The sequence below is a fragment of the Paenibacillus doosanensis genome (genome assembly GCF_025060755.1).
Taxonomy (GTDB): Bacteria; Bacillota; Bacilli; order Paenibacillales; family NBRC-103111; genus Paenibacillus_S; species Paenibacillus_S doosanensis.
Genome location: NZ_JANYUY010000062.1, coordinates 19,001 through 41,164, shown reverse-complemented (window position 1 = coordinate 41,164; position 22,164 = coordinate 19,001). Strand labels below are relative to the sequence as shown.

General features: G+C 51.7%; 20 protein-coding genes. 17 read left to right on the top strand and 3 right to left on the bottom strand.

Features of this window, described 5'->3' with window-relative positions:
• The first annotated feature begins 344 nt into the window (after nucleotides 1-344).
• The 3 genes from N0M98_RS29350 to N0M98_RS29340 are packed head-to-tail and all read left to right on the top strand — an operon-like array spanning nucleotide 345 to nucleotide 3,738.
• Nucleotides 345-1,295 carry an ABC transporter permease gene (locus tag N0M98_RS29350; RefSeq protein WP_259619983.1) on the top strand — a complete coding sequence of 317 codons (951 nt, stop codon included), beginning with the start codon at nucleotides 345-347 and terminating at the stop codon, nucleotides 1,293-1,295.
• Nucleotides 1,296-1,314: 19 nt separating this feature from the next.
• Complete coding sequence (locus N0M98_RS29345; RefSeq protein WP_249861185.1) at nucleotides 1,315-2,193, top strand: carbohydrate ABC transporter permease; 879 nt, start codon at nucleotides 1,315-1,317, stop codon at nucleotides 2,191-2,193.
• Between the two features lie 33 nt (nucleotides 2,194-2,226).
• A complete protein-coding gene (locus N0M98_RS29340) occupies nucleotides 2,227-3,738 on the top strand; it encodes an extracellular solute-binding protein (RefSeq protein WP_259619982.1) in 1,512 nt (503 codons plus the stop codon).
• A gap of 74 nt (nucleotides 3,739-3,812) precedes the next feature.
• Here the strand turns inward: N0M98_RS29340 and N0M98_RS29335 are convergent, their stop codons facing one another.
• Nucleotides 3,813-4,034 (bottom strand): helix-turn-helix domain-containing protein, encoded by a 222-nt coding sequence (locus N0M98_RS29335; RefSeq protein ID WP_249861187.1) that lies wholly within the window; start codon nucleotides 4,032-4,034, stop codon nucleotides 3,813-3,815.
• Between the two features lie 85 nt (nucleotides 4,035-4,119).
• Here N0M98_RS29335 and N0M98_RS29330 point away from each other — a divergent pair, with 85 nt between their 5' ends.
• The 14 genes from N0M98_RS29330 (at nucleotide 4,120) to N0M98_RS29265 (ending at nucleotide 20,488) form a co-directional block, all read left to right on the top strand.
• Nucleotides 4,120-4,497 (top strand): hypothetical protein, encoded by a 378-nt coding sequence (locus N0M98_RS29330; protein WP_249861188.1) that lies wholly within the window; start codon nucleotides 4,120-4,122, stop codon nucleotides 4,495-4,497.
• Between the two features lie 591 nt (nucleotides 4,498-5,088).
• A complete protein-coding gene (locus N0M98_RS29325) occupies nucleotides 5,089-5,817 on the top strand; it encodes a GntR family transcriptional regulator (protein ID WP_249861189.1) in 729 nt (242 codons plus the stop codon).
• A 57-nt stretch (nucleotides 5,818-5,874) separates the two neighbouring features.
• A complete protein-coding gene (locus N0M98_RS29320; RefSeq protein ID WP_249861190.1) occupies nucleotides 5,875-7,389 on the top strand; it encodes a response regulator in 1,515 nt (504 codons plus the stop codon).
• Nucleotides 7,390-7,430: 41 nt separating this feature from the next.
• Nucleotides 7,431-9,236 (top strand): cache domain-containing sensor histidine kinase, encoded by a 1,806-nt coding sequence (locus tag N0M98_RS29315; RefSeq protein ID WP_259619981.1) that lies wholly within the window; start codon nucleotides 7,431-7,433, stop codon nucleotides 9,234-9,236.
• Between the two features lie 260 nt (nucleotides 9,237-9,496).
• Nucleotides 9,497-10,750, top strand: coding sequence for an ABC transporter substrate-binding protein (locus N0M98_RS29310; protein ID WP_249861192.1), 1,254 nt, complete (start codon nucleotides 9,497-9,499; stop codon nucleotides 10,748-10,750).
• Nucleotides 10,751-10,816: 66 nt separating this feature from the next.
• Nucleotides 10,817-11,752 (top strand): carbohydrate ABC transporter permease, encoded by a 936-nt coding sequence (locus N0M98_RS29305; protein WP_259619980.1) that lies wholly within the window; start codon nucleotides 10,817-10,819, stop codon nucleotides 11,750-11,752.
• Entirely contained in the window at nucleotides 11,749-12,591 is an 843-nt protein-coding gene (locus N0M98_RS29300) for a carbohydrate ABC transporter permease (protein ID WP_249861195.1), read from the top strand. Before N0M98_RS29305 ends, N0M98_RS29300 begins: the two co-directional genes overlap by 4 nt.
• Before the next feature lie 27 nt (nucleotides 12,592-12,618).
• Nucleotides 12,619-14,667: a hydantoinase/oxoprolinase family protein gene (locus N0M98_RS29295; RefSeq protein WP_249861196.1), complete on the top strand. Its 2,049-nt coding sequence runs from the start codon at nucleotides 12,619-12,621 to the stop codon at nucleotides 14,665-14,667.
• Between the two features lie 22 nt (nucleotides 14,668-14,689).
• Nucleotides 14,690-16,432, top strand: coding sequence for a hydantoinase B/oxoprolinase family protein (locus N0M98_RS29290; RefSeq protein WP_249861197.1), 1,743 nt, complete (start codon nucleotides 14,690-14,692; stop codon nucleotides 16,430-16,432).
• Between the two features lie 60 nt (nucleotides 16,433-16,492).
• Nucleotides 16,493-17,278, top strand: a complete 786-nt coding sequence (gene frlD / locus N0M98_RS29285; RefSeq protein WP_249861198.1) for a fructoselysine 6-kinase — start codon at nucleotides 16,493-16,495, stop codon at nucleotides 17,276-17,278.
• A 40-nt stretch (nucleotides 17,279-17,318) separates the two neighbouring features.
• Nucleotides 17,319-18,170, top strand: a complete 852-nt coding sequence (locus tag N0M98_RS29280) for an amidohydrolase family protein (protein ID WP_259619979.1) — start codon at nucleotides 17,319-17,321, stop codon at nucleotides 18,168-18,170.
• Between the two features lie 9 nt (nucleotides 18,171-18,179).
• Nucleotides 18,180-18,608 (top strand): secondary thiamine-phosphate synthase enzyme YjbQ, encoded by a 429-nt coding sequence (locus N0M98_RS29275; protein ID WP_259619978.1) that lies wholly within the window; start codon nucleotides 18,180-18,182, stop codon nucleotides 18,606-18,608.
• A gap of 16 nt (nucleotides 18,609-18,624) precedes the next feature.
• A complete protein-coding gene (locus tag N0M98_RS29270; RefSeq protein ID WP_249861201.1) occupies nucleotides 18,625-19,452 on the top strand; it encodes a sugar phosphate isomerase/epimerase family protein in 828 nt (275 codons plus the stop codon).
• A gap of 31 nt (nucleotides 19,453-19,483) precedes the next feature.
• Nucleotides 19,484-20,488 carry an SIS domain-containing protein gene (locus N0M98_RS29265; RefSeq protein WP_375295563.1) on the top strand — a complete coding sequence of 335 codons (1,005 nt, stop codon included), beginning with the start codon at nucleotides 19,484-19,486 and terminating at the stop codon, nucleotides 20,486-20,488.
• 136 nt (nucleotides 20,489-20,624) lie between these two features.
• On the opposite strand, the gene N0M98_RS29260 is transcribed toward N0M98_RS29265, so the two are convergent.
• Together N0M98_RS29260 and N0M98_RS29255 are read right to left on the bottom strand one after the other, a co-directional pair.
• Nucleotides 20,625-21,575, bottom strand: a complete 951-nt coding sequence (locus tag N0M98_RS29260; RefSeq protein ID WP_249861202.1) for an aldo/keto reductase — start codon at nucleotides 21,573-21,575, stop codon at nucleotides 20,625-20,627.
• A gap of 24 nt (nucleotides 21,576-21,599) precedes the next feature.
• A complete protein-coding gene (locus tag N0M98_RS29255) occupies nucleotides 21,600-21,920 on the bottom strand; it encodes an NIPSNAP family protein (protein WP_259619977.1) in 321 nt (106 codons plus the stop codon).
• Nucleotides 21,921-22,164: the final 244 nt, after the last annotated feature.

Sequence of the window (22,164 nt, the reverse complement as noted above, 5' to 3'; positions counted from 1 at the left end):
AATATGGACTTAAAACGCTCTTGTAATCTGCATGCACATGAATGACGAACATCGGAAAGCCGTATGAGGGAAAACCTCACGTACGGTTTGATGAGGAGGGGCAGATTTCTCTGCCCTTTACTCTAGGGAAATGATGCGCAGCCATTTGTTCTGTCTGCTCTAATGATTATCCGGATCTGCCGTATGGATTATGAATGCCGCTAAACCCTTGCCGCATCAACGTTTTTATCCGCAGCTGCAAGGATCTGCTATATGGATTGTCGACAGGAACGAGCATCCTTAGTACATTGGATTCAAGCCGTCCAGGTACGACAAACGGATAAACAAAAAAGGAGGAATCGGACATGGAAATAACGGGATCGGCCCATTCCGTGAGAACGCTTACGAAGAATGAACGATTCATGCGACGGCTGAAGCGCCATCGTTGGTTTTATATGATGCTCTTGCCGGGATTGTTTTATTTCCTGATATATAAGTATGTGCCCATGTGGGGCGTGCTTATCGCTTTTCAAGATTATCAGCCGTTCCAAGGCTTCTTCGGCAGTAAATGGGTGGGCTTGAAGCATTTTGAGACGTTTTTTACGGACGAAAGCTTCTTGATGCTCTTCCGCAATACGTTTATTTTAGCGATATACAATATTTTGTTTTTCTTCCCCATGCCCATTGTCATCGCATTAATGCTTAACGAGGTTCGCAAGGAAGTATTCAAACGGTTTATCCAAACGATGATATACATCCCGCATTTTGTTTCATGGGTTGTAGTCGTCGGGATCAGCTTCCTGTTCTTTTCTACAGACAACGGCATCGTCAACAGCATGTTGGCAAAAGCAAATATGGAGCCCGTTAATTTCTTGCTCAGCAGCGACTGGTTCCGTACGATCATCACCTCGCAGGTGATTTGGAAGGATACGGGCTGGGGGACGATCATCTTCCTCGCGGCGCTCGCCGGCGTGGACCCGCAGCTGTACGAGGCGGCCAAGATGGATGGAGCGGGACGCTGGAGACAGATGTGGCATATAACGCTGCCGGCCATCCGAAGCACTATTATTATCTTGCTTATTTTGCGGATCGGTCATTTTATGGATTCGGGCTTCGAGCAGATCTTCCTGATGGTCAATCCGATGAACAGGGAAATTGGCGAAGTGTTCGATACTTATGTTTACAGCACAGGGATTACGCAGGGCAAGTTCAGCTACAGCACTGCAGTCGGCATGTTCAAGTCTGCTGTCGGCTTACTGCTTGTAGTGATTGCCAATCGTCTGGCCAAGAAGTTTGGCGAAGAAGGCATTTACTAATCGAGAGGAGGACGCGGTTATGGCGGATAAAAGCATCGCCGGCAGATTGCTGGACGGGATCAATTACTTACTTCTAATACTGATTGCGGCGGTATGTGTCGTTCCGTTTATTTATATCCTGGCGGCTTCAATAACCGAGCCTGCGGAATTGATCAAAAAAGGATTTATCCTGTTTCCTACAAAGCTGTCACTCGTCGGTTATCGATATATTCTTTCAACCGATGTGATTTTATCCAGTTTGGGCGTATCCGTCTTCATTACGGTAGCGGGTACAATGGCAAATTTGTTCTTTACGGCGCTGATGGCCTATCCGCTTGCGCAAAAAGATCTCATGGGCGTCAGCTTGATCATGAAACTCGTAGTATTCTCCATGCTGTTCAGCGGCGGGATGATTCCGACTTATCTGGTGGTAAAGGAAACAGGGCTGCTCGATAACCCGGCTGCCTTGATTGTTCCCGGTTTAATCAGCGCCTTTAACCTGATTATTATGCGCAGCTTCTTCCAGCAGCTCCCGGACGGGCTTGAAGAGGCCGCCAGAATCGACGGCTGCAGCGATATCGCCATTCTGTTCCGCATCGTGCTTCCGCTTTCGGCGCCGGTACTGGCGTCATTGGCTTTGTTTTATGCGGTAGGCCACTGGAATTCTTACTTCAACGCGATTCTCTATATCAACGATAATGCTTATTGGCCTATTCAAGTATGGCTCAGGCAGATCGTAATACTAGCTCAAGGGGGGATTGGCGACTCCGCACAGTTCGGCGAGGATTTTATTCCTCCTCCGGCGGAGACGGTGAAGATGGCCGTTATTGTATTATCCACATTACCGATACTTGTCGTATATCCGTTTCTTCAAAAGCATTTTGCTAAAGGTGCATTGCTGGGGTCAGTTAAAGGTTAGACAACAAATCGATGAATAAAGAGGAGAATTCGTATGAACCGAAAAAGCTCAGTCCGTAAGTCCATGAAACTGCTCAATGTCGTGTGTATGACTTGTCTTTCCGCCTCTCTTGTGGCGGCATGCAGCTCTTCCAATAAAGCGGCGCCTGCTGAGACTGCCTCTTCAGCCAACAAGCCTTTGGAGCTGAAGGTAATGATGATTCAACAATTGGCCGAGCCGCCCCAAAAGGACAGCCCTTTCCTGAAGAAGATCGAAGAGTATACGAATACGAAGCTGGATATTACATGGGTGCCGGGCGCCGGTACTGCCTATGACGATAAGGTCAGCGCAACGATCGCCTCGGGAAATATGCCGGATGTGATCCTGATTCGCAAGAATAAGGAAACCGCTAACCTGAATGCGCAGCTGTCGGGTGTGTTCTGGGAGCTGACACCGTACTTGAAAGATTTCAAAAATTTGAGTCAAATGAACCCGGTCGCACAAAAGAACGCAAGCATTAGCGGCAAGCTGTATGGAATTCCTCGCGAGCGCGTCATATCCCGTTACGGCATGATTATCCGGCAAGACTGGTTGGATAATTTAGGGCTGCAGATGCCCAAGACCGCTGACGAGCTGTACAATGTGGCCAAGGCGTTTACGGAGAATGACCCGGACAAGGACGGCAAGAAGAACACGTTCGGCATTCAGGAAGATGCGACGATGGAATTATTGAAGCAGCTGACGATTTACGCCGGAGGTCCGAACGGATGGGGGCTGAAGGATGGCAAGGTAACGCCGGACTTCCTGTACCCGGAATTTATGACGGCTCTCGATTTGTATCGAAAGATGGTAAGCGAAAAAATAATTAGCCCGGATTTCCCTATCGCCAAAAAATACGATTATTTCAACCAAGGGAAAGCCGGCATGTACTTCTCGGTGATCGACGATGCGGCTACACGGCATGTGGATATGATGAAGCAGGACCCCAAGGTGAAGGTGGAGGTTGCGGAAAACTTCGACGGACCGCAAGGACAGCGGGTCAGGGGTACCGTCGGTTATGATTCTCTCATTGCAATTCCCAAGTCTAGCGTGAAAGACGAAGCGAAGCTGAAGCAAATTCTTGCCTTCATCGATAAGATGAGCGACGAGCCGATGCTGTCTCTGATCAATGCGGGCGTCGAAGGCACGGATTACACGCTTGAAGGCGGGAAAGCGAAGAAAATCGCCGGCTCCAAAGGTTCCGAGGATTGGCAAAACTTCCGCTGGGGCAGCCAGTTTGGCGGCGTAACGATGGAGAAAACGCCATTGGAGCAAAAAATCGATAAACTCTTCAACGACAACAGCAAATTGGGCGTAGTAGACCTGAGCGCCTCTCTGTTATCCGATACGAATACGCAAAAAGGCACGGATCTCAAGAAGGCAATTACCGACGCTCAAGTGAAATATGTACTGGGCGAGCTGGACGATAAGGGCTGGAATGACGCGGTAGAGAAGTGGCGGAAAAATGGCGGAGACAAAATTATCGAGGAATTCACCGCTGATTACAATAAATCCGGCGAAAAATAAGGCAAGGTCAATCGAGAGGTCCGCCGGGCAATCGGCGGATATTCTCATTTTACCGAAAGCCCCCGAACCCGCAATTAATCATCAACCTCAATCAAATCTATAATCTCCCGAATATCTTTAATGTCCAGCGCCTCGGCGATTCTTTCGATATGGCTAAAATGAATATTTTCCCTTTTGCCGTTAGAAAGCTCGCTTAATGCAGCATGACGCACATCGGATAATCTGGAAAGCTCACGTAAAGAGATATGATGCTTTTGCGTAAGCTTTGTTATGTTTATAATCACTTTTTTGCCCAAAAGGATCACCTGCTATGCACGGATATAGGTAATGATTGCTATACGCAAAAACGTACCATATAATAGAAATGAAGCTGGTACTTAATTGCGTATCATTATTCTGTGTGAGGTGATCCCGCTGAAATATCTCATTTCTAAGCTGCCTCTACAAGCGATTCAGCAATACATCACTCAAGAAACTGGCATGGACTTCTTCGATGTTATACTAACGATAAACGCTGAAGAAGTCGGTACGATTTTATACCGCCCCCTTGGAGAATCGGACCATGCCTTTGAAGAGCTGGATATTTGGTATGGTTCACTGTTAGATTATGCGAATGACTATGATCTCAAGAAAATGATGTTAATTCATCTGATTAACGATACCCGGAGGGAGATTGAAACGTACGAGGAACAACTACTAGGTTTGACAGAAGCGGAACTGGCTAAACGTTGGATTCACAGACGTCTTACTCCTAATTAAACCCTCTCGGTTCCCAGCCGCGGTAACTTGCTGAGGAATCAGATAGAGGAAGAGAAGAAGGATTTGAGAAAATATGAGAGAATGTTGTTTTATTTATTGGTGTATGGATTGTTAATATAGCGAGGGATTTTATGGCGAAATTAGATGTAATAGGTTTTTAAACAGTGGAGGTAATCATCAAGCTTGTACCTGAGGAAGGATGGTTGAACTTTATGGGGAACATCCTATGTGTGGTATCATGCTCAAATTTACAGTTATTATGTCACTTGGTACCTTCGACGGTAAGCTTGACTGACTTTGTTTGGGGGAGGAGTTTCCTCTTTTTCCGGAAGGGACCGGTCGTTGACGCGATCGGACAAGAACTTTATAATAAAATAATAGAACATTATAAAACAAATTTGTCTTGGGTATGGGAAGAAGTATTTCTTGTAGCTCTTTTTTTGCTAAAATGAAAGCGATAACATTATGTATAGAGTAGCTTAAGCACGATGCACTATAGGACAATTTTTATGTCATATGTTCCGAACGGTTTACACGGGTTGTGGAATCTAAGGACGGGAGCCATTCGATAGGTATGGGGGGGATAGGCAGATGGGCAGCCAGTTGATGGATCAGAGAACGGATATGCCGCTCTATGTACAGCTCATAGAAATATTTCGGACGATGCTCGAAAGCGGGGGGATGCAGGCCGGAGAACGATTTCCCACCGAGCTGGAGCTGGCCAAGCAATACGGCGTTGCCCGGATAACGGTACGAAATGCGATTGCCGAGCTTGTGCAGGAGGGGCTGCTCGTGCGTCGTCAAGGGAAAGGGACCTTTGTAGCCGAACGAAAAATCGACCGGGAGCTCGTCAATGTGGCCAGTTTTACCGATCGTATGAACTCGCGAGGCATGCGAGTTGGCTCGCGGCTTGTCAGCGCGAGAGCGATTAAGGCTGCGGGAAAGCTGGCTGAGTTGTCAGGAATGGCTGAAGGCGCCTCCATGATTGAGATTGTCAGGCTACGGTTAAGCGATGATGTTCCCGTTGCGATTGAAACGACCTGTTTATCAGGGGAACGCTGTCCCGGCCTCGAGAAGGAAGACTTGGCGAAGCAATCGCTCTACCACCTGCTTGATAGCAAATACGGCATTCGCCCCGCCTATTCAAGCAAAACGCTGGAGCTGGCCCGGGCGATGACAAAGGAAGCCAAGCTGCTCTCCGTCAAAACCGGTGCTCCGCTGTTTCTGATGACAGCGGTCGTTTATTCGGAGGATCATCAAGTTATGGAATACGTCAAGACGTTGTTTCGAGGAGACCGGTTTCGCTTTCAGGTTCACTGATGGTAAGTATGCAAGAGATGAGTCTTCATTTATTACACGCCGGGAGGGGCTCGCACTATGGAGATTCTGATTGTCGAAGATGAAACTTTGATTCGCAGGGGCTTGGAGCGGATGATTTGTGATTTGGGCTATCGGGTCGCGGGGACGGCGGATGACGGGGAGACGGCTTTGCAATGGTTGGAGAGCCAGACTGCGCCACCTGATCTGATCATTACCGATATTTTCATGAAATATGTCGACGGCCTTGAATTAATAGGGATGGTAAATGCGAAGTATCCGAGCGTCAAATGCGCGTTATTGTCCGGTCACGATGATTTTCGGCTTGCACAGCAAGCGATCAGCCTGAAGGTGTGCCGTTATTTGACCAAGCCGATTAATCGGGAAGAGCTTCGCGATGCGTTGGACGAAATTCGCCATGAGGTGGAGCAGGAGAAGCTGCGTAAGATGGATTTGCTCCGATGGGAGCAGCGCCATGCAAGCAGTGTTTTGTACGTCCGGGACAAGCTGCTGTCCGATTTACTCGAGTCGCGTCTCATCTCATCCACGGATATACTTCAGCATGCCGATTGCTTTGATTTTGATTTGAAGGGGACCTTGCTCTCCGGCGGCGTCATCCGTCTGCAAGAGACGGGACGGCCTATGTCTCAACGGGATTCCCTGCTCTATTCCGTAGCGGTCAAGCATTTGTTCACCGAGACGGTGCTGGCCGAGTATCGCGGGTTCGTGCTGCTCAAGGATTCATGCACGCTGGCGTTTGGCGTATGCGAGGACAAGCCGGAGCGGCTGCGGAAGGAAGCGGTCCAGTTCGCAGATATGTCGGCAAGAATGCTGGGCGTTCCGGTAGTTTTCGGGACGGGATCGAGAGCGGCCAATCTGCTGCAATTCCGCCAAATATTTGCCGAGGCCTGCGAAGCGATGGAGCAATCCAGCAAGGAACGGCATTTCTACCCGTTGGAGCTCGAACAGAAGCTTCGCGTATCCATGCGCGCAGGGGACCGGGAAGAAGCTAGGACCAATATACGGCTGATGATTGAAGCGATTGCCGCAAGCCCCGCGCCTTCCGACTATGTATTCCATTCCTTTTACAAGCTGATCGAGTCGCTGGAGGCATTATTTCGCGAGCTCGAGCTGCCGTTTGCCGCGCCGCAGCTTGCCGGATTGCCGAGAACCGGATTAATGGATCGGATGAACCAGTGGCTCCAGGAATGCGTATCCGCACTCGAGCCGCGCCGGCAGGAGTATCCTAGCGAGATTGTCACCAAAGTGATTGCGCATATGCAGGAGTGTTATGCCGACGGGAGTCTCAATTTGCAGCATTTGGCCGATCTCGTCTATGTGCATCCCAACTATTTGACGCAAATGTTCCGCAAGACGACCGGTTATTCATGCATGCAGTATTTGGCGCGCCTGCGCATGGAGCAAGCGAAAAAGCTATTGCACGAATCGGATCTGAAAATCTCCGAAATCGCCGAAAAAGTCGGCTACGACAACCACTTGTATTTCAGCAGTTATTTTAAAAAGTGGATCGGAAAAAGCCCATCCGATTACAAGGAAGGACTTTCCTCCCAATGATTGATCGCCTCCGTTATCGTTTAAATCGCTGGTATAACACGATGTCGCGAACGATTTTTATCAAGCTTCTTTTACTGCTTCTCATTCCTAATCTGCTCTTAATGTTCGTTATCCAGCAGTTGACCGACCGGCAAGTCCAACAGAAGGCCAGCGAAATTCACAATACGCTGCTTGGGCTGGAGCATGCGGTAAACCGGGAGATCGGTTCGCTCTTCGGGGTCGTCACTACCTTGACCAACCAACTCATCATTGAGCCCGACGTACAGCGGATTTTGACATCCAGTTGGCGCGATAGATTGGCCCAGGGCGAATCCCCTACACCGGACGCCGAGCTTAGGAAGCTGCAGACGCTCTATGACAATCAGGCGGCAATGCTCTCACTGTTGTCCCGGTACCGTCTCGTCTGGACGAATATCTACTCGCTGGCGATCATCGATACGCAGGGCAATGTGTATTTAAGCACGGCGCAAAATTATCAAATTTACCCGGAGGATATTCTGGCTTCCCGATTGCTGAAAGCGGATTTCGACGACCCGTTGCCATGGAGCGTTAACGACGCGTTAACCAAGGAGAGCAATATGATTACGATTGCCAGAAAAATATACGGGACTACGATGCCCCAGCAAGTGATCGGGCACGTCGTCATTAATCTTTCTTTGAACGAAATTCAAAGCTCATTCGATACTTATAATTATTTTGGCAACATGATATTTGGCCTATACGATGCTTCTGGTAAAGGACGGATGGTTTACGACGGGCGGCAATTTTCCGCGGAGGAAGGCGAGGTTCTTCCTTTTGCCGAAATAGGGGACCGACAGTCGGACGTATCATTCCGGGGCAGCTCATGGAGGATGATCGTCAAACGGATGGAGGAGTCGTCCGCAACGGGAATGCGAAATTATTTATTTGTCGGTTTGGACAACCAGTATATTCACGAGCAGACCAAGGCTATTAGCGATAGTCTCAAATATGGTTATGCTATATTTCTCATCGTGGCGTTAGGTGTCTCTTTATTCGGAGCGACGGTGTTGTCGCGACGGATCGGGCGCGTGCTGAAGGCGATGCGACAGTTCGGAAAGAAACAGTGGGGGACGCGGATCACGATCAGGGGTAACGATGAGATCAGCATCATAGGCAATACGTTTAATTCAATGGCCTCCCATATCGAAGATTTGCTGGAGGACGTTTCCGTTCAGCAGCATCTGAAGCGGTTGTTTGAACTAAGGGTGCTTGAATACCAGATCAATCCGCATTTTTTGTATAATACGCTGGATACGATTCACTGGCTTGCCCTGGACAGCAACCAGCCCCAAATCAGCCGGATGGTGGAAGGACTATCCAAGCTGTTCCGGATCATCTTGAGCAAGGGAAGCGAAACGATTACGCTGCGCGAGGAGTTCGAGATGATACGGATTTATTTGGATATTCATAAAATTCGTCTGGAGGACCGCTTCGACTACGAGCTTCGTCTGGCGCCCGAGGTTCAAGAATACAAAATCAGCAAGATTGTGCTTCAGCCGCTTGTGGAAAATGCGCTTTTGCACGGTATTCGCCGGTTGCGAACGAAAGGGATGATTAGGGTCTCCGGGAAAATGGACGGCTCCTGGATCGTACTGACGGTCTCGGACAACGGGGTCGGCATGCCGGAGGAGGTGCTTGCAAGCCAGCGGTGCTTGATCGATTCCGGGCTTTGGGAGGAAGAAGTGATGAGCGGCTCAAGCTATGGTATGAAAAACGTCGATTCGCGGCTCAAGCTGATGTTCGGCGACACGTACCGGATGAATATTGAATCCGGAGGACCTTCACCCGGAACCCGTATCACGATACGCATTGGCGCCGAACAATGATGCGCTGAGCGAGCGCGGACATACATTCATGTTGAATAATGAAGTGCTTTGCAGACGGAAGACGGTAACTAGCCGTCTTCTTTTTGCTACATGGGCATCGCCCAAGGATAGCTGCGGACGAACATTAAATTTGTATATATGATCCTCTTAAGTTTGTTTATATTTCATTAGCGCCTGCTGACCTATAATGAAGTCAAGAGGACATTCCGGAAACATCCTCAGTCCAACACGGTAAATGGTCATAAAGGAGGCAAGTTGAAATGAAGAAAAAATGGTTGCTCGCTTCACTTACTCTGATTTTCTCGTTCGTCACAGCCTGCTCGTCCGAAACGGGCAGCGCGCCGGCTCCCAAAGAATCGGCAGAGATGTCGAATCCGCCGAATGAGCAGGTCAAGATTACATGGTGGGATTTTCAGCCGAATCAGGCGATGATCGATGCTCTAACAAATCTGATTGCCGCATATGAGAAGGAGCATCCAAACGTAAAAATCGAGAGAACGTTCGTTCCGTTCGCCGATATTAAAAACAAGCTGCTGCTTGGCTCGGCCGCCGGCCAGCTCCCCGACATAGTTATGATCGACGGGCCGGATCATCAGGCGTTCGCCTCCGCCGGAGTACTTGCCGACATTACCGAAGAGGTGAAGGCATGGGGGGAAGCGGATCAATATTTCGAAGCGCCGTGGAATGCAACAATGTATAAAGGCAAAAACTACGGGATTCCCGTGAGCAACAATAATTTGGGTTTATTTTATAACGATGATCTTCTCAAGCAAGCCGGGGTGGAGCCGCCCAAAACATGGGATGAACTGAAGACTGTGGCGAAAAAGCTTAGCGGCAACGGTGTGTACGGCCTCGCCATCGCCGCTCCGAAAAGCGAGCAGCTAACGTTCCAGTATCTCCCCTTCCTCTGGCAGGCCGGCTCCGACTTGACCAACATCGATAACCCGGGAACGGTAGATACGCTCAAGCTGTATAAGGATCTGGTGGCTAGCGGCTCGATGTCCAAAGAGGTCTTGACGCAGGATCAGCAGGCTACTTTCCTGCAATTCATGGCCGGAAAAGTAGCGATGGTGTTAAGCGGCCCTTGGCAGCTTCCTGCGCTTAATGAGGCCAAGTTTAAGTGGGGACTGGCCGACTTGCCTTCCGGCAAAGAAAAAGCGACGATTCTCGGCGGGGACGACTGGGCCATTACAGCTACCTCCAAACACAAGGACATTGCGTGGGACATCATCAAGTTTTCCCAAAAGCCGGAATATTTGAAGCCACTGCTCATCGGCGGAGCAAGAATTCCGAGCCGCAAAGATTTAATCAACGACTCCTATTGGCAAACGGACAAATATATGAAGATTTTTGCGGATCAGCATCAATACGCCAAAGCGCGGGCCTACGGACCGAACTATCCGAAAATTTCGGAGGCGGTGCAGGATATGGTTCAGCAAACCGTAACCGGTGTGAAGTCGCCGGAGGACGCGGTGAAGGAAGCGGCGGGCAAGATCAAGCCCCTGCTGCAATAAAGAAAAATCACATTATAACGGGGAGGAAGCTCCTCCCCCAATCGAAGCGTGGGAGGGAGAAGCTCCATGACGGATCAGGCATTGCCCAAGACAGAGCGGGCTGTCTCCAAATCGGCTCCTGGGAGGATACGGGCGGGCTGGACCAACTATATGTTCGTTCTTCCCGGAGGATTGTTTGTTATTTCATTCCTTATATTCCCTATATTATATAATATTTGGATTAGCTTTCAGGACGTTACGCTAATGAATTTGAAGGGCGGCCACCGCTTTGTCGGATGGGACAATTATACCAAAGTGTTTGCCGATCCGCTCTTTATGGACTCTGTGCGCCACTCGCTGTTTTTCACGGCCGGCAGTCTTGTATTTCAATTCGGGCTAGGGTTTGCGCTGGCGTTGTTTTTCCATCGCCGGTTTCCCGGACGGGACTTGATGCGCTCTCTGATTCTGCTTGGCTGGATGATGCCGATTGTCATTACCGGTACGTTGTTCAAGTGGATTTTATCGGGGGACTCCGGGGTATTCAACCATCTGCTCATCATGCTCGGCCTGATTGATAAGCCAGTGTTTTGGCTGACCGATCAGGGTACTGCGCTGACGGCGGCGACAATCGCCAATATATGGATCGGCATTCCGTTTAACATGCTCATTTTGCTTGCGGGGTTGCAGGCGCTGCCGGATCAGCTGTACGAAGCCGCCAAAATCGACGGAGCCGGCCGGTTTAGGCAGTTCATGCAAATTACCGTTCCGCTGATGAGGCCGACTATTTTTATCGTGTTAATGCTTGTGCTGATCTACACATTCAAGGTGTTTGATCTGATTTTCGTCATGACCGGCGGGGGGCCGGTAAACGTGACGACGGTGCTGCCACTGTTCGCTTACAAGCTTGCTTTTACCAACTATGAAATCAGCATGGGATCGACAGTGGCAAGCCTGATGTTCGTCTTTCTGATTACCCTCGCATCGGTGTACCTCTGGATGTCCCGGAAGGAGGAGAAGTCATGATCGCATCCGGCAAATACAGCGCCCGCAGCTATATTACGGCTGCTGCAGCCGCTGCGGCAACGCTTGTCTATCTGTTTCCGATCTACTGGCTGTTTGTCACCTCCATCAAACCGATGAACGAGTTGTTCGCTTATCCTCCGCATTATATTCCGGTGTCGCCGACGCTGGAAGCGTACGTGCACAACTTTGTCGCGGACACCGGGATTTTCCGCTACATCGGAAACAGCTTTATCATTGCTACCGGGACGATGCTGCTTACGCTGCTGCTGGCCTCGCCATCCGCTTACGGCCTCGCCAGACTGCCGATTCGGGGCAAGGGAGCCGTGCTTATTGTGCTCCTCGCTACACAAATGCTGCCGAGCATTATGGTGGCGATGCCGCTGTTCATCGTGTTCTCCAAGGTGCAGCTTGTCAACAGCTATACGGCACTTGTGATTGCCAACACGACGCATACGTTGCCTTTTGCCGTTCTGGTGCTTCGTCCTTATTTTCTAGGAGTGCCAAGCGGGGTGGAGGAGGCGGCGCTGATCGACGGGTGTCATAAGGCGGGGGCGTTCTGGAAAGTCGTGCTGCCGCTTGTTACACCGGGGTTGCTTACCGTCGGCGCGATCAGCTTTCTGTGGGGCTGGGGGGACTTCATCTTTGCGCTGACGCTCACCTCCGATGAAAGCGTGCGGCCTTTGACGATGGGCCTCAGCAAGTTTACCGGCGAATTCGGTACGCAGTGGAATTATTTGATGGCGGTTGCCGCGATAGCCGCCTTGCCCATCATCATCATTTTTGCATCGCTGCAAAAATATATCGTTAGCGGTCTGGCAAGCGGTTCCATGAAAGATTAAACTTAACAACTTAAAGAGGTGTTCAACATGAGTTATCGCCTTGGTGTCGATACCGGCGGAACGTTTACCGATATTGCTCTCATTCATGAACAAACAGGCGAGGTGCATGTAGCCAAGGTGCCTTCGACTCCTCACGATCCGTCCGAAGCTGTTATTAACGGGGTACGCGAAATTGTGAGTCAAACGGGAATTGACGTGAAGAACATCTCGTTCTTCATCCACGGCTCTACCGTGGCGACGAACGCGCTTCTGGAGCGCAAAGGCGCCAAGACCGCGCTGCTCACGACCAAAGGCTTTCGCGATGTGTTGGAAATCGGCCGGCAGTCCCGCCCGAAGCTGTACGATTTCAAAGCAAGGAAGAAGGTTCCGTTTGTCTCGCGCGATCTGCGTATTGAAGTGAGCGAGCGGATTAAGGCGAACGGGGAAGTGCTGGAGCCTTTGGATCCGGAAGAAATACGTGAGATCGCGCACAGACTGAAACGCGAAGGCGTGCAGTCCGTCGCCATATGCCTGATCAACTCCTACATGAATGACACCCATGAGAATATGATCCGGCAAGCGTTGCAGGAAGAATACCCAGAAGCTTATGTCACGCTGTCGAGCGAAGTACTTCCCGAGTTCAAGGAATATGAGCGGACCAGCACGGTGGCGGCAAATGCGTATGTACTGCCAAAGATGAAGGGATATCTGAATCGTCTGGTAGGCAGTTTGAAGGAAATCGGCGTTCGGTCGGAGCTATACATTATGCAGTCGAACGGCGGGATCATAACTGCGGAGAGCGCCATGCACACTCCGGCCAGGACGGTGCTTTCGGGCCCTGCGGGAGGGATTCTGGCGGGATTGTTCATCGTGGAAACGACGCCTTATAAGGATCTGATCACTATCGACATGGGAGGCACCAGTCTCGACACCGCTTTGATTGAGAAGGGCAGGCCGCAGTACACCACCATGAGCGAGGTGGAAGGCAGCCCGATCAAGCTGCCGATGATCGAAATGCATACGATCGGCTCGGGAGGCGGCAGCATCGCCTGGATCGATGTGGGGGGAGCGCTGCGCGTCGGGCCGCAGAGCGCGGGCGCCGTGCCGGGCCCGGTAAGCTACAACAAAGGCGGCATGGAGCCGACCGTAACGGATGCGAACGTTATATTGGGGCGGATCAATCCGGGCTACATTTTGAATGGGAAGATGAAAATGAATCTCGAGCTGGCCCGTCAGGTGATGAAGGAAAAAATCGCCGACCCTCTCGGCATTACGATAGAAGAGGCGGCTGAAGGGATTCTCAAGGTCGTGAACGCGAATATGATTCGCGGCATCCGGGTCATTTCGATCGAGAAAGGACACGATCCGCGCAACTTCTCGCTTGTCGCCTTCGGCGGTGCGGGCCCGGTACATGCCGTCGAGATAGGCAAGGAGCTGGGCTGCCAGGAAATCATTATTCCTCCGAATCCCGGGATCACGTGCGCGATGGGGATGTTAATGGCCGATGTGCGGCACGACTTTGTACAAACCGTGCTGTCCGGTGTCGCTCAGTTAAAGCTGGATGATGCCAATGATGTCATCGCCCGCCTGGCGGAGGAAGCACGAGGGCAGCTGCATAAGGAAGGCTTCGCCGACGGGGAGATTCACCTGCAAGTTGCGCTCGATCTGCGTTATTTGCGCCAGGCGTATGAAATCGATGTGCCGATCCGGGGGCTGAAGCTGAACGGGGAGATGCTGGAGCAGGCAGTGAACGACTTCCATAGGATGCATCATAAAATATACGGTTTCAGCCGGGAGGAGGAGACGGTCGAGCTGGTTAACATTCGGCTGATCGCCATTGGGGCGATTCCGAAAATTCGTTTCGACAAAAGGGAAGGGGGTTCGGAAACGCAGGAGGCACTACCTTCCCGCCAGGTGTTTTTTGACGGCCGATTTGTGGCAACGCCGGTGTACAACCGTTCCGGTTTACGTGCGGGAGCAGTTGTAGAAGGGCCGGCCATCTTTGAGCAGCTCGACTCCACGATTGTCATCCATCCAGGGCAAAAAGCTGAGACCGACGATTACGGTAATCTGCTCATCCATTTGTATAACGCATAACGAATCCAAGGGAGGACGGACCATGAGCGCAAAAGTTGATGCCATCACGATAGAAGTGATGAAGAACGCTTTTCATACCATTGCCGAAGAAATGGGCGTCGCTTTGATCAAAACGGCATTGTCCACGAATATCAAGGACCGGATGGACTGCTCTACGGCAATTTACACGAAGGACGGCAAGCTGGTGGCTCAGGCGGAGCATATTCCGCTTCACTTGGGGCTGATGCCTTCCGTTGTCGGCGAGGTGCTGAAGATCTACAAGCCTGACGAACTGAAGGAAGGCGATGCGATCCTGATTAACGATCCGTATATTAGCGGCTCGCATCTTCCAGATATTTTCATGATCTCCCCTGTATTTCATCAAGGTCGGCTTGTCGCATTAACCGCCAACATTGCGCATCATATTGATGTCGGCGGCATGACTCCGGGGAGCTGCTCGGTCAAAACGACAGAAATTTTTCAGGAGGGGCTCAGGCTGCCGGCCATTCGCGTGCGTAAAGCGGGCGTTATGGACGAGGAGGTGCTGCGACTTTTGACGAAAAACTCACGGACCGGCAAGGAGATGCTCGGCGACATTTACGCCCAGCTCGCCGCCAACAAAATCGGTGAAACCCGTCTAAAGGAGCTGTTCGAGCGGTATTCGACCGATTTCACGGAAACGTGCATGAACGAGCTGATGAACTATTCGGAACGGAGGCTGCGGGCGGCAATTCGCAAGGTTCCGAACGGAACGTATACCTTCGAGGACTATTTGGAAGGCGACGGCCTCACCCGGGATTTGATCAAAATCGCGGTGCAGGTTTGCGTCAAGGACGACGAAATTCACGTCTCGTTCGAAGGGACTTCGCCGCAGGCTCGAGGCTCTATCAATTCGACGATCGGCGTTACAAGCGCCTGCGCCTATTACGCCGTCAAAGCGCTGCTCGACCCGGAGGTGCCGCCGAACGACGGAGCCTATCGGCCGGTTCGCGTTCACGCCAAGGAGGGCACCGTCGTCAACGCGAAATTCCCGGCAGCGGTCTCCAACGCCAATGGTAACACGTCGCAGCGCATTACCGACGCGATTCTCGGGGCGCTTGCTCCCGTGCTTCCCGAGGCGGCTATCGCCGCCTGCTCCGGCTCGATGAACGGACTTAACTTTGGCGGCTTTAATGAAGCGACCGGCGAATACTTTTCATACATCGAGACCTGCGGAGGAGGACAAGGCGCTGTGCTCGGACTGGACGGGATGAACGGTGTGCATACGCATATGACGAATACGCGCAATACGCCGACCGAGGTTATTGAACAATCGTATCCCCTGCTCGTGAAGAAGTATTCGTTTGCTGAAACCGGCGGCGGGTACGGCAAATTCCGCGGCGGCGTGGGAATTACCCGGGAGATTGTTTCGGAATCGGACGATGTGATCGTTACGATCACGTCTGAACGCCAGAGAACGAGACCATGGGGCTTGTTTGGAGGTAAGGAAGGCGCAGCGTCGGAATGCATCCATATTACAGCTTCAGGCGAAGTGACGAATTTGCCGCCCAAGGCGACATTGGCGATAAACAAAGGAGATACTGTGATCATTAGTACGCCGGGCGGTGGCGGCTACATGGACCCGTTCTCCAGAGACCCCGAACTGGTACGGGAGGATGCGCGCTTAGGCTATGTCAAGCCGGATGAAGCTGCCAGGGAATACGGCGTGGTGCTGATCCCGGAGACGCTGGAGATTGACGCAAAGCGGACAGCGCAGCTGCGCCGGAGCGGAACAGCCCATGTATGATTTGATGCAAAACGCGGCCCGACGCCGCTTCAATCACATGGTTAGGCAAGGAGGCCAGCTATGCGGGTAGCAGGAGTAGGTTTAAGCTGCATGGATATATACGAAAACTTGGGTCGTTCTTATCCGACGGGCAATAGCGTCGATTTCGTTATCCATCTAAGCCGGCTCGGCGCGGATACGTCGATGGTTAGCGTCGTCGGTACCGATGATTACGGCCGGCAGATGGCGGGCGTGCTGCGCAGGGAAGGTGTTGACATCAGCCATTTGCATGTCGCCGAGGGGCGGACGGCGATGTTTCGAATGAATCTGAACGGAAACGACAGGGTTCATAAGGAGAAAATCGAAGGCGTCATGGTCCGGTTCGCTTTAACCGATGAGGATATTGAATTCATCGCTGGACATGATTGCGTGCATACGAATTTTTCCGGGAGAGTAACCGGTTCGCTTCCCGCGTTCAAAGATCGCGGTCTGCTGACGGTATTCGACTTCTCGACGCGCGTATTTAAAGAAGAGGCCGAGCTCGCACTGCCTTACATTGACTATGCCTTTTTCTCTTATGAGCAGGAGGATGATTTCATTAAAGAGTATATGCGGTGGGCGCAGCGCCTCGGCCCCCGCGCGGTGATCGTAACCTTGGGCGAACAAGGCAGCCTCGCCTACGACGGCACCCGGTTTTATCGTGAGGGTATCGTTGCGGCTGAGCGGGTAGTAAATACCGTCGGAGCGGGGGATTCGTTTTGTGCCGGCTTCATGTACGGCGTATTCCAGGGCATGACGCTTCAAAACTGCCTGCTTAGCGGAGCCGAGGTCGCCTCGGCCGTGGTCGCCAGGTTTGAGCCGTATTAAGGCCGGATTCTACCAAACAACGAAAGGCAGGGCAAACAAGATGATCATCGACGTCCATTCCCATCCGATTTTTTACAAAGACATATGCGGAGACAAGGAAACACTGAATTTCCGCAAAGAGCAATTCGGCATTTTCAAGCAGTCTCCATACCCGTTGGAATCGGCGCTCATCGAGATGGGCTACATGGATGTGGCCAAGACAGTTCTGCTGCCCGAGGATATTACAACGCTGCATGGCGGCTGCATTATCACCAATGAGGAGATTAAGAGCATTGTTGATCTCGCTCCGGACCGTTTTATCGGCTTTGCCAGCGTCGATCCCCACCGTCCGGATGCAGTGGAAGTGCTGGAGCACGCTTTTACAAGCCTTGGCCTGAAGGGGCTTAAACTGCATCCGTCCAAGCAGCAGTTTTATCCCTATGAGGAGATGCTGAAGCCTATCTACGAGATATGTCTCAAATACGACAAGCCGGTCATGTTCCATGCGGGAATGAGCTGGCAGCCGGACGCGCCAGCGAAATATTCCCATCCGCTGCACTTCGAGGAAGTGGCTATCGCTTATCCCAAACTGCGGATGTGCCTCGCTCATTTCGGCTGGCCATGGATTCACGAGACGGTGATGCTGCTGCTGAAATATCCGAATATTTATACGGACACGTCTTTGCTGCATATGGATAATGCGAAAGATTTTTACGAACAGGTTTTCACGCGAAATATGGGACCGTTGTGGATTGAACGCAATCTTGCCGACAAAGTTATGTTCGGTACGAATGCACCGCGTTTTCGGGCCAAACGGCTGCTGCCTGCGCTCAAGGGACTCCATTTCAGAGACAAGACGCTGCAAAAAATTCTCGGTCTCAATGCGCTGAAATTTATCGGGCTGGAAAGGTAGGGAGTGAAGATGGTCAAGCTGAAAAGCATCATAATCCGAACGCGGGCTGAATTTCAAATGATTAAGATTACTGAGGAGGTCCGCGCCTTCGTAGCCGAGTCGGGGGTGACGAACGGACTGGCGGCCGTCGTTACGGCCCATACGACGACCGGCATCATGGTTAACGAGGGGCTTGAATGCGTGGAAACGGACATTGAAGAGGCGCTCGAGAGGCTTATTCCGAAGGATGCCCCCTATGCGCACGCGCATTTTCTGCCCTCGTACGGGGCGACCGGCAGCAATTCGCCTTCGCATTTGAAATCAATGCTGTCGGGCAACAGTTGTCTCTTTGTCGTTCAGGACGGCAAGATGGTGACCGGTGACGCCCAGGATGTGTATTTAGCCGAATTTGATGGGCCGAAGGCCCGCAAAGTATATATTCAGGTGCTCGGAGAGTAAGGAGGGAATCCCTAGAATGAAGCTTGCCAATATGAATCAAAATTACCACCGATATCCGCTGGAATATTTTTTGGACTCAACGGTTCGCACCGGTTTGGAAGCGATCGAGCTATGGGCGGGCACTCCCCATCTGTACGTAGATGACGCATCGGCTCAAGAAGTGGCTGGGGTATTGAAGCAAATCAAGCAAAGAAATTTGGAGTTGGTTTGCTTTACGCCGGAGCAGGCGATTTATCCGATTAATCTGTCCGCGAAGGACGACGCCTGCCGTAAGCGCAGCATCGAATATTTCCGGAAGTGCATTTCTGTAACCAACGCGCTCGAGTGCCCGAAAATGCTAGTTATTGTAGGTTTCGGCTTCTATAGCGAACCCGAGGAAGAAGCATGGAAGCGGGCTGCGCAATCACTGCATGTGCTGGCGCAGGATGCGGAGCAGTCGGGTGTTACGCTTGTCCTCGAATCGATGTCCAATATCGGCTCGAATGTGATTTATAATCTCGACACACTCCAAAGGATGCATGCACAAGTGAATTCTCCGGCAATGAAGGTGATGCTCGATACGATTCCGATGGTGCTGGCCGGCGAAACCATCGAGGAGTACGGAGCTGCGTTTGGCAATGAGCTGGTCCACGTTCACTTTCTTGACGGGGACGGCTTGACGACGGCTCACTTGGCATGGGGAGAAGGCAAATTTTCGCTGGACAACTTTATAGATGGTTTGAAAACAATCAACTACAACGGATATTTGACACTGGAGCATATTTCCCCTAAGTACAATTGGGACCCAGAAGCTGCCGTGCGCCAAAGCCTGAAGAGCATTGGCTCTAAACTGCTTTCTCAGTAAAGTTCAAATCCATTACCGGGAGGTTCTTATCTTGAAACAAACGACTGCTAATCAGAACATAACAGCTCAGCTGGAAACGATTTTTGAGGCCTTTAAAACCAGAACGATCCGCCGGGTTTTCTTCGTAGCGTGCGGTGGCTCTTCCGCATTGATGTTTCCCAGCAAATACTTTCTGGATCGCGAATCGGCGGCGATCACTTCGGAAATATTCAGCTCAAACGAATTTATCCATCGCAATCCGCAATCGCTGAATACGGAATCGTTGGTCATTCTTATGTCGCATAAGGGGAAAACGCCGGAAACGACGGAGGCGGCCAAATTCGCCAAGAGCAAAGGCGCATTGACCGTATCGCTGATGTATGTGGAAACGGCGCCTCTGGCGGATGAGTCGGATTACACTGTCAACTACAGCTGGGTTTCGGCGGGGCACATGGAGCCGGAGCCGGAGATGATGAACTATGCCATTTTATACAGATTATCCATGGGGCTTTTGTACGTGAAGGAAGGCAACAAGAAGTATGAGAAGCTGGTCAGCAGCCTGGAACAACTCGGTGCAGTATTCGAAAGGGTGATGAAGCAGGTAACAGAGCCTGCCAAGGCGTATGCAGAATCGGTTAAAGACGAGAAGATCATCTACACGATGGCGAGCGGCTCAAACTATGGCGTCGCCTACTCCTTTGCGATTTGCATCTTGATGGAGATGCAGTGGAAGCATTCGCATGCGATACATGCGGGGGAATTTTTCCATGGACCATTTGAAATTCTCGACAAGGATGTTCCGTTCATCTTGCTGATGGGGCTGGATGAAACGAGACCGCTGGAGGAACGGGCGTTAACCTTCCTGAAGCAGTACGGGGAAAAAGTGCTGGTGATTGATGCGAAGCAGTTCGATTTGACCGGAATTGAAGAGGAAGTGAAGGGATACTTGGCTCCGATTGTAATCAATTTTGCTCTGCGGATTTATGCATTGGCTCTTTCCAAGGCGACTGGACATCCGTTGGAGACGAGAAGGTATATGTTTAAAGTACCCTATTAAGCCGGGGTCGTATCCGTGCGGGCAATGCAGCGTGCATAATGTCAATCGGTGGACGGACATTTATCCAAATATTTCCATGAGAGAGGAAGCCGGCTTCAATCGGAGCCGGCTTGTTTGTCGTTTTCTTGTACGTTCTTCACTCCGCCGCGATGGCGCGGATTTCCGCGAGAGTCGCTTCGTCGAGCTCGGCCTCGGCCGCAGGCAGCACGCCGAGAATGTGGCTCGGCTTGCGCACGCCGACGAGCGCGCTGGCGAGCGCCGGATGGGCGAGCACATAAGCGATGGCGAGCTGCGGCATTGTCAGATCGAAGCGGGCGGCGATCGCTTTGAGCTTCTCGACCTTGTCGACGTTCTTGCGCAAGCCTTCGCCGGTATGCGCGGCGTTGCGCGAGCGCCAGTCGTTGGCCGGGAAGGTCGTGTCGTAGGTATAGTTGCCGGACAGCAGACCCGAAGTAAGCGGGCTGTAGGCGACGACGCCGATGCCGCGTTCGAGGCAGAACGGCAAAATTTCCTTCTCTACGGCAGGTCTCAGGATGGAGTAGGGAGGCTGCAGCGAGTCGACATGCCGTACGGCCAGCGATTGCTCCAGCAGGTCGACGTTGTAGTTGCTCACGCCAACGTAACGGATTTTGCCGTCCTGAACGAGCTTGTCCATCGCCCGCATCGTTTCTTCCGCAGGGGCCTTGGCATCGGTATCCGGCCAATGCATCTGATACAGATCGATATAGTCGGTTCCGAGCCGCCGCAGCGAAGCTTCCGCCTCGCGGATGACGGATTCGTACGTTCCGTTCTTGGAGATAACATTATTCTCGTCCCAGACAAGGCCGCATTTGGTGGCGAGCACGACTTTATCGCGGCTGTCCTTGAGCGCTTTGCCGAGCACCTCCTCCGAGTGTCCCAGTCCGTACACGGCGGCGGTATCATAGAAGGTAACCCCCGCATCGAGCGCCGCGCGCACGCTCTCGAAGGAAGATTGATCGTCCTGGTCGCCCCAGGCGCTGGCCCAGCCGGCGCCGCCGATAGCCCAAGAACCGAAGCCGATAACGGAAATGTCCGGCCCGTTTTTGCCAAGTTTACGGTATTTCATAGCGATGTCACTCTCCTTGTATTATTATTGCGGGAAGAACGGAGCGCGCTTCATATAAATGCTCTCGATGCGCTCGACGATCGGAGCGTCCTTCTCGCTCTCTTGCTTGACCTTCTGCCATTCGGGATCGTTGCGGAACGCCTCCCATTGGCGGTCTCTCTCCTCCATGTCCGCATACTGCATCACGTAGTAGAGGCGGTTGTTCTCCGCGTCCATATCCTCCCAGAAATCGTTTACCCGCATGCCGTGCCTGGCGAAAATCTGCAGGGTGAAATGGGCGAACCGGTCGCGGATCGCCTGCATGCGGCCGGGATGCATATGATAAATTCGCAGCTCATACAACAAATGAATCTTGCTCCTTTCCGTCAACTAAGTTTCATTATAAGCGAGTTTGTCCAAGCAGGAAATGACTGAAAATTTTGAAACTTAGTTTCGCAAGAGTCACTATGTTACGTTGAGGTTAGGCGATATGCAGCCGATGCTCACAGGGATGGCCGGACATAAATAACAAAAAGCCGGAGAACGGCAGCTCGTAAACAAGCCGTTCTTCCAGCTTCGTCATGACCGCTGCGTCAACGCAAACGGTGCG

What these genes read in the sequence shown, in the direction of transcription:
- N0M98_RS29320 (WP_249861190.1), top strand. Translation starts at nt 5,875, where the DNA reads ATGGAGATTCTGATTGTCGAAGATGAAACTTTGATTCGCAGGGGCTTG.
- N0M98_RS29295 (WP_249861196.1), top strand. Translation starts at nt 12,619, where the DNA reads ATGAGTTATCGCCTTGGTGTCGATACCGGCGGAACGTTTACCGATATT.
- N0M98_RS29300 (WP_249861195.1), top strand. Translation starts at nt 11,749, where the DNA reads ATGATCGCATCCGGCAAATACAGCGCCCGCAGCTATATTACGGCTGCT.
- N0M98_RS29345 (WP_249861185.1), top strand. Translation starts at nt 1,315, where the DNA reads ATGGCGGATAAAAGCATCGCCGGCAGATTGCTGGACGGGATCAATTAC.
- N0M98_RS29350 (WP_259619983.1), top strand. Translation starts at nt 345, where the DNA reads ATGGAAATAACGGGATCGGCCCATTCCGTGAGAACGCTTACGAAGAAT.
- N0M98_RS29305 (WP_259619980.1), top strand. Translation starts at nt 10,817, where the DNA reads ATGACGGATCAGGCATTGCCCAAGACAGAGCGGGCTGTCTCCAAATCG.
- N0M98_RS29310 (WP_249861192.1), top strand. Translation starts at nt 9,497, where the DNA reads ATGAAGAAAAAATGGTTGCTCGCTTCACTTACTCTGATTTTCTCGTTC.
- N0M98_RS29315 (WP_259619981.1), top strand. Translation starts at nt 7,431, where the DNA reads ATGTCGCGAACGATTTTTATCAAGCTTCTTTTACTGCTTCTCATTCCT.
- N0M98_RS29275 (WP_259619978.1), top strand. Translation starts at nt 18,180, where the DNA reads ATGGTCAAGCTGAAAAGCATCATAATCCGAACGCGGGCTGAATTTCAA.
- frlD (WP_249861198.1), top strand. Translation starts at nt 16,493, where the DNA reads ATGCGGGTAGCAGGAGTAGGTTTAAGCTGCATGGATATATACGAAAAC.
- N0M98_RS29325 (WP_249861189.1), top strand. Translation starts at nt 5,089, where the DNA reads ATGGGCAGCCAGTTGATGGATCAGAGAACGGATATGCCGCTCTATGTA.
- N0M98_RS29270 (WP_249861201.1), top strand. Translation starts at nt 18,625, where the DNA reads ATGAAGCTTGCCAATATGAATCAAAATTACCACCGATATCCGCTGGAA.
- N0M98_RS29290 (WP_249861197.1), top strand. Translation starts at nt 14,690, where the DNA reads ATGAGCGCAAAAGTTGATGCCATCACGATAGAAGTGATGAAGAACGCT.
- N0M98_RS29280 (WP_259619979.1), top strand. Translation starts at nt 17,319, where the DNA reads ATGATCATCGACGTCCATTCCCATCCGATTTTTTACAAAGACATATGC.
- N0M98_RS29260 (WP_249861202.1), bottom strand. Translation starts at nt 21,575, where the DNA reads ATGAAATACCGTAAACTTGGCAAAAACGGGCCGGACATTTCCGTTATC.
- N0M98_RS29340 (WP_259619982.1), top strand. Translation starts at nt 2,227, where the DNA reads ATGAACCGAAAAAGCTCAGTCCGTAAGTCCATGAAACTGCTCAATGTC.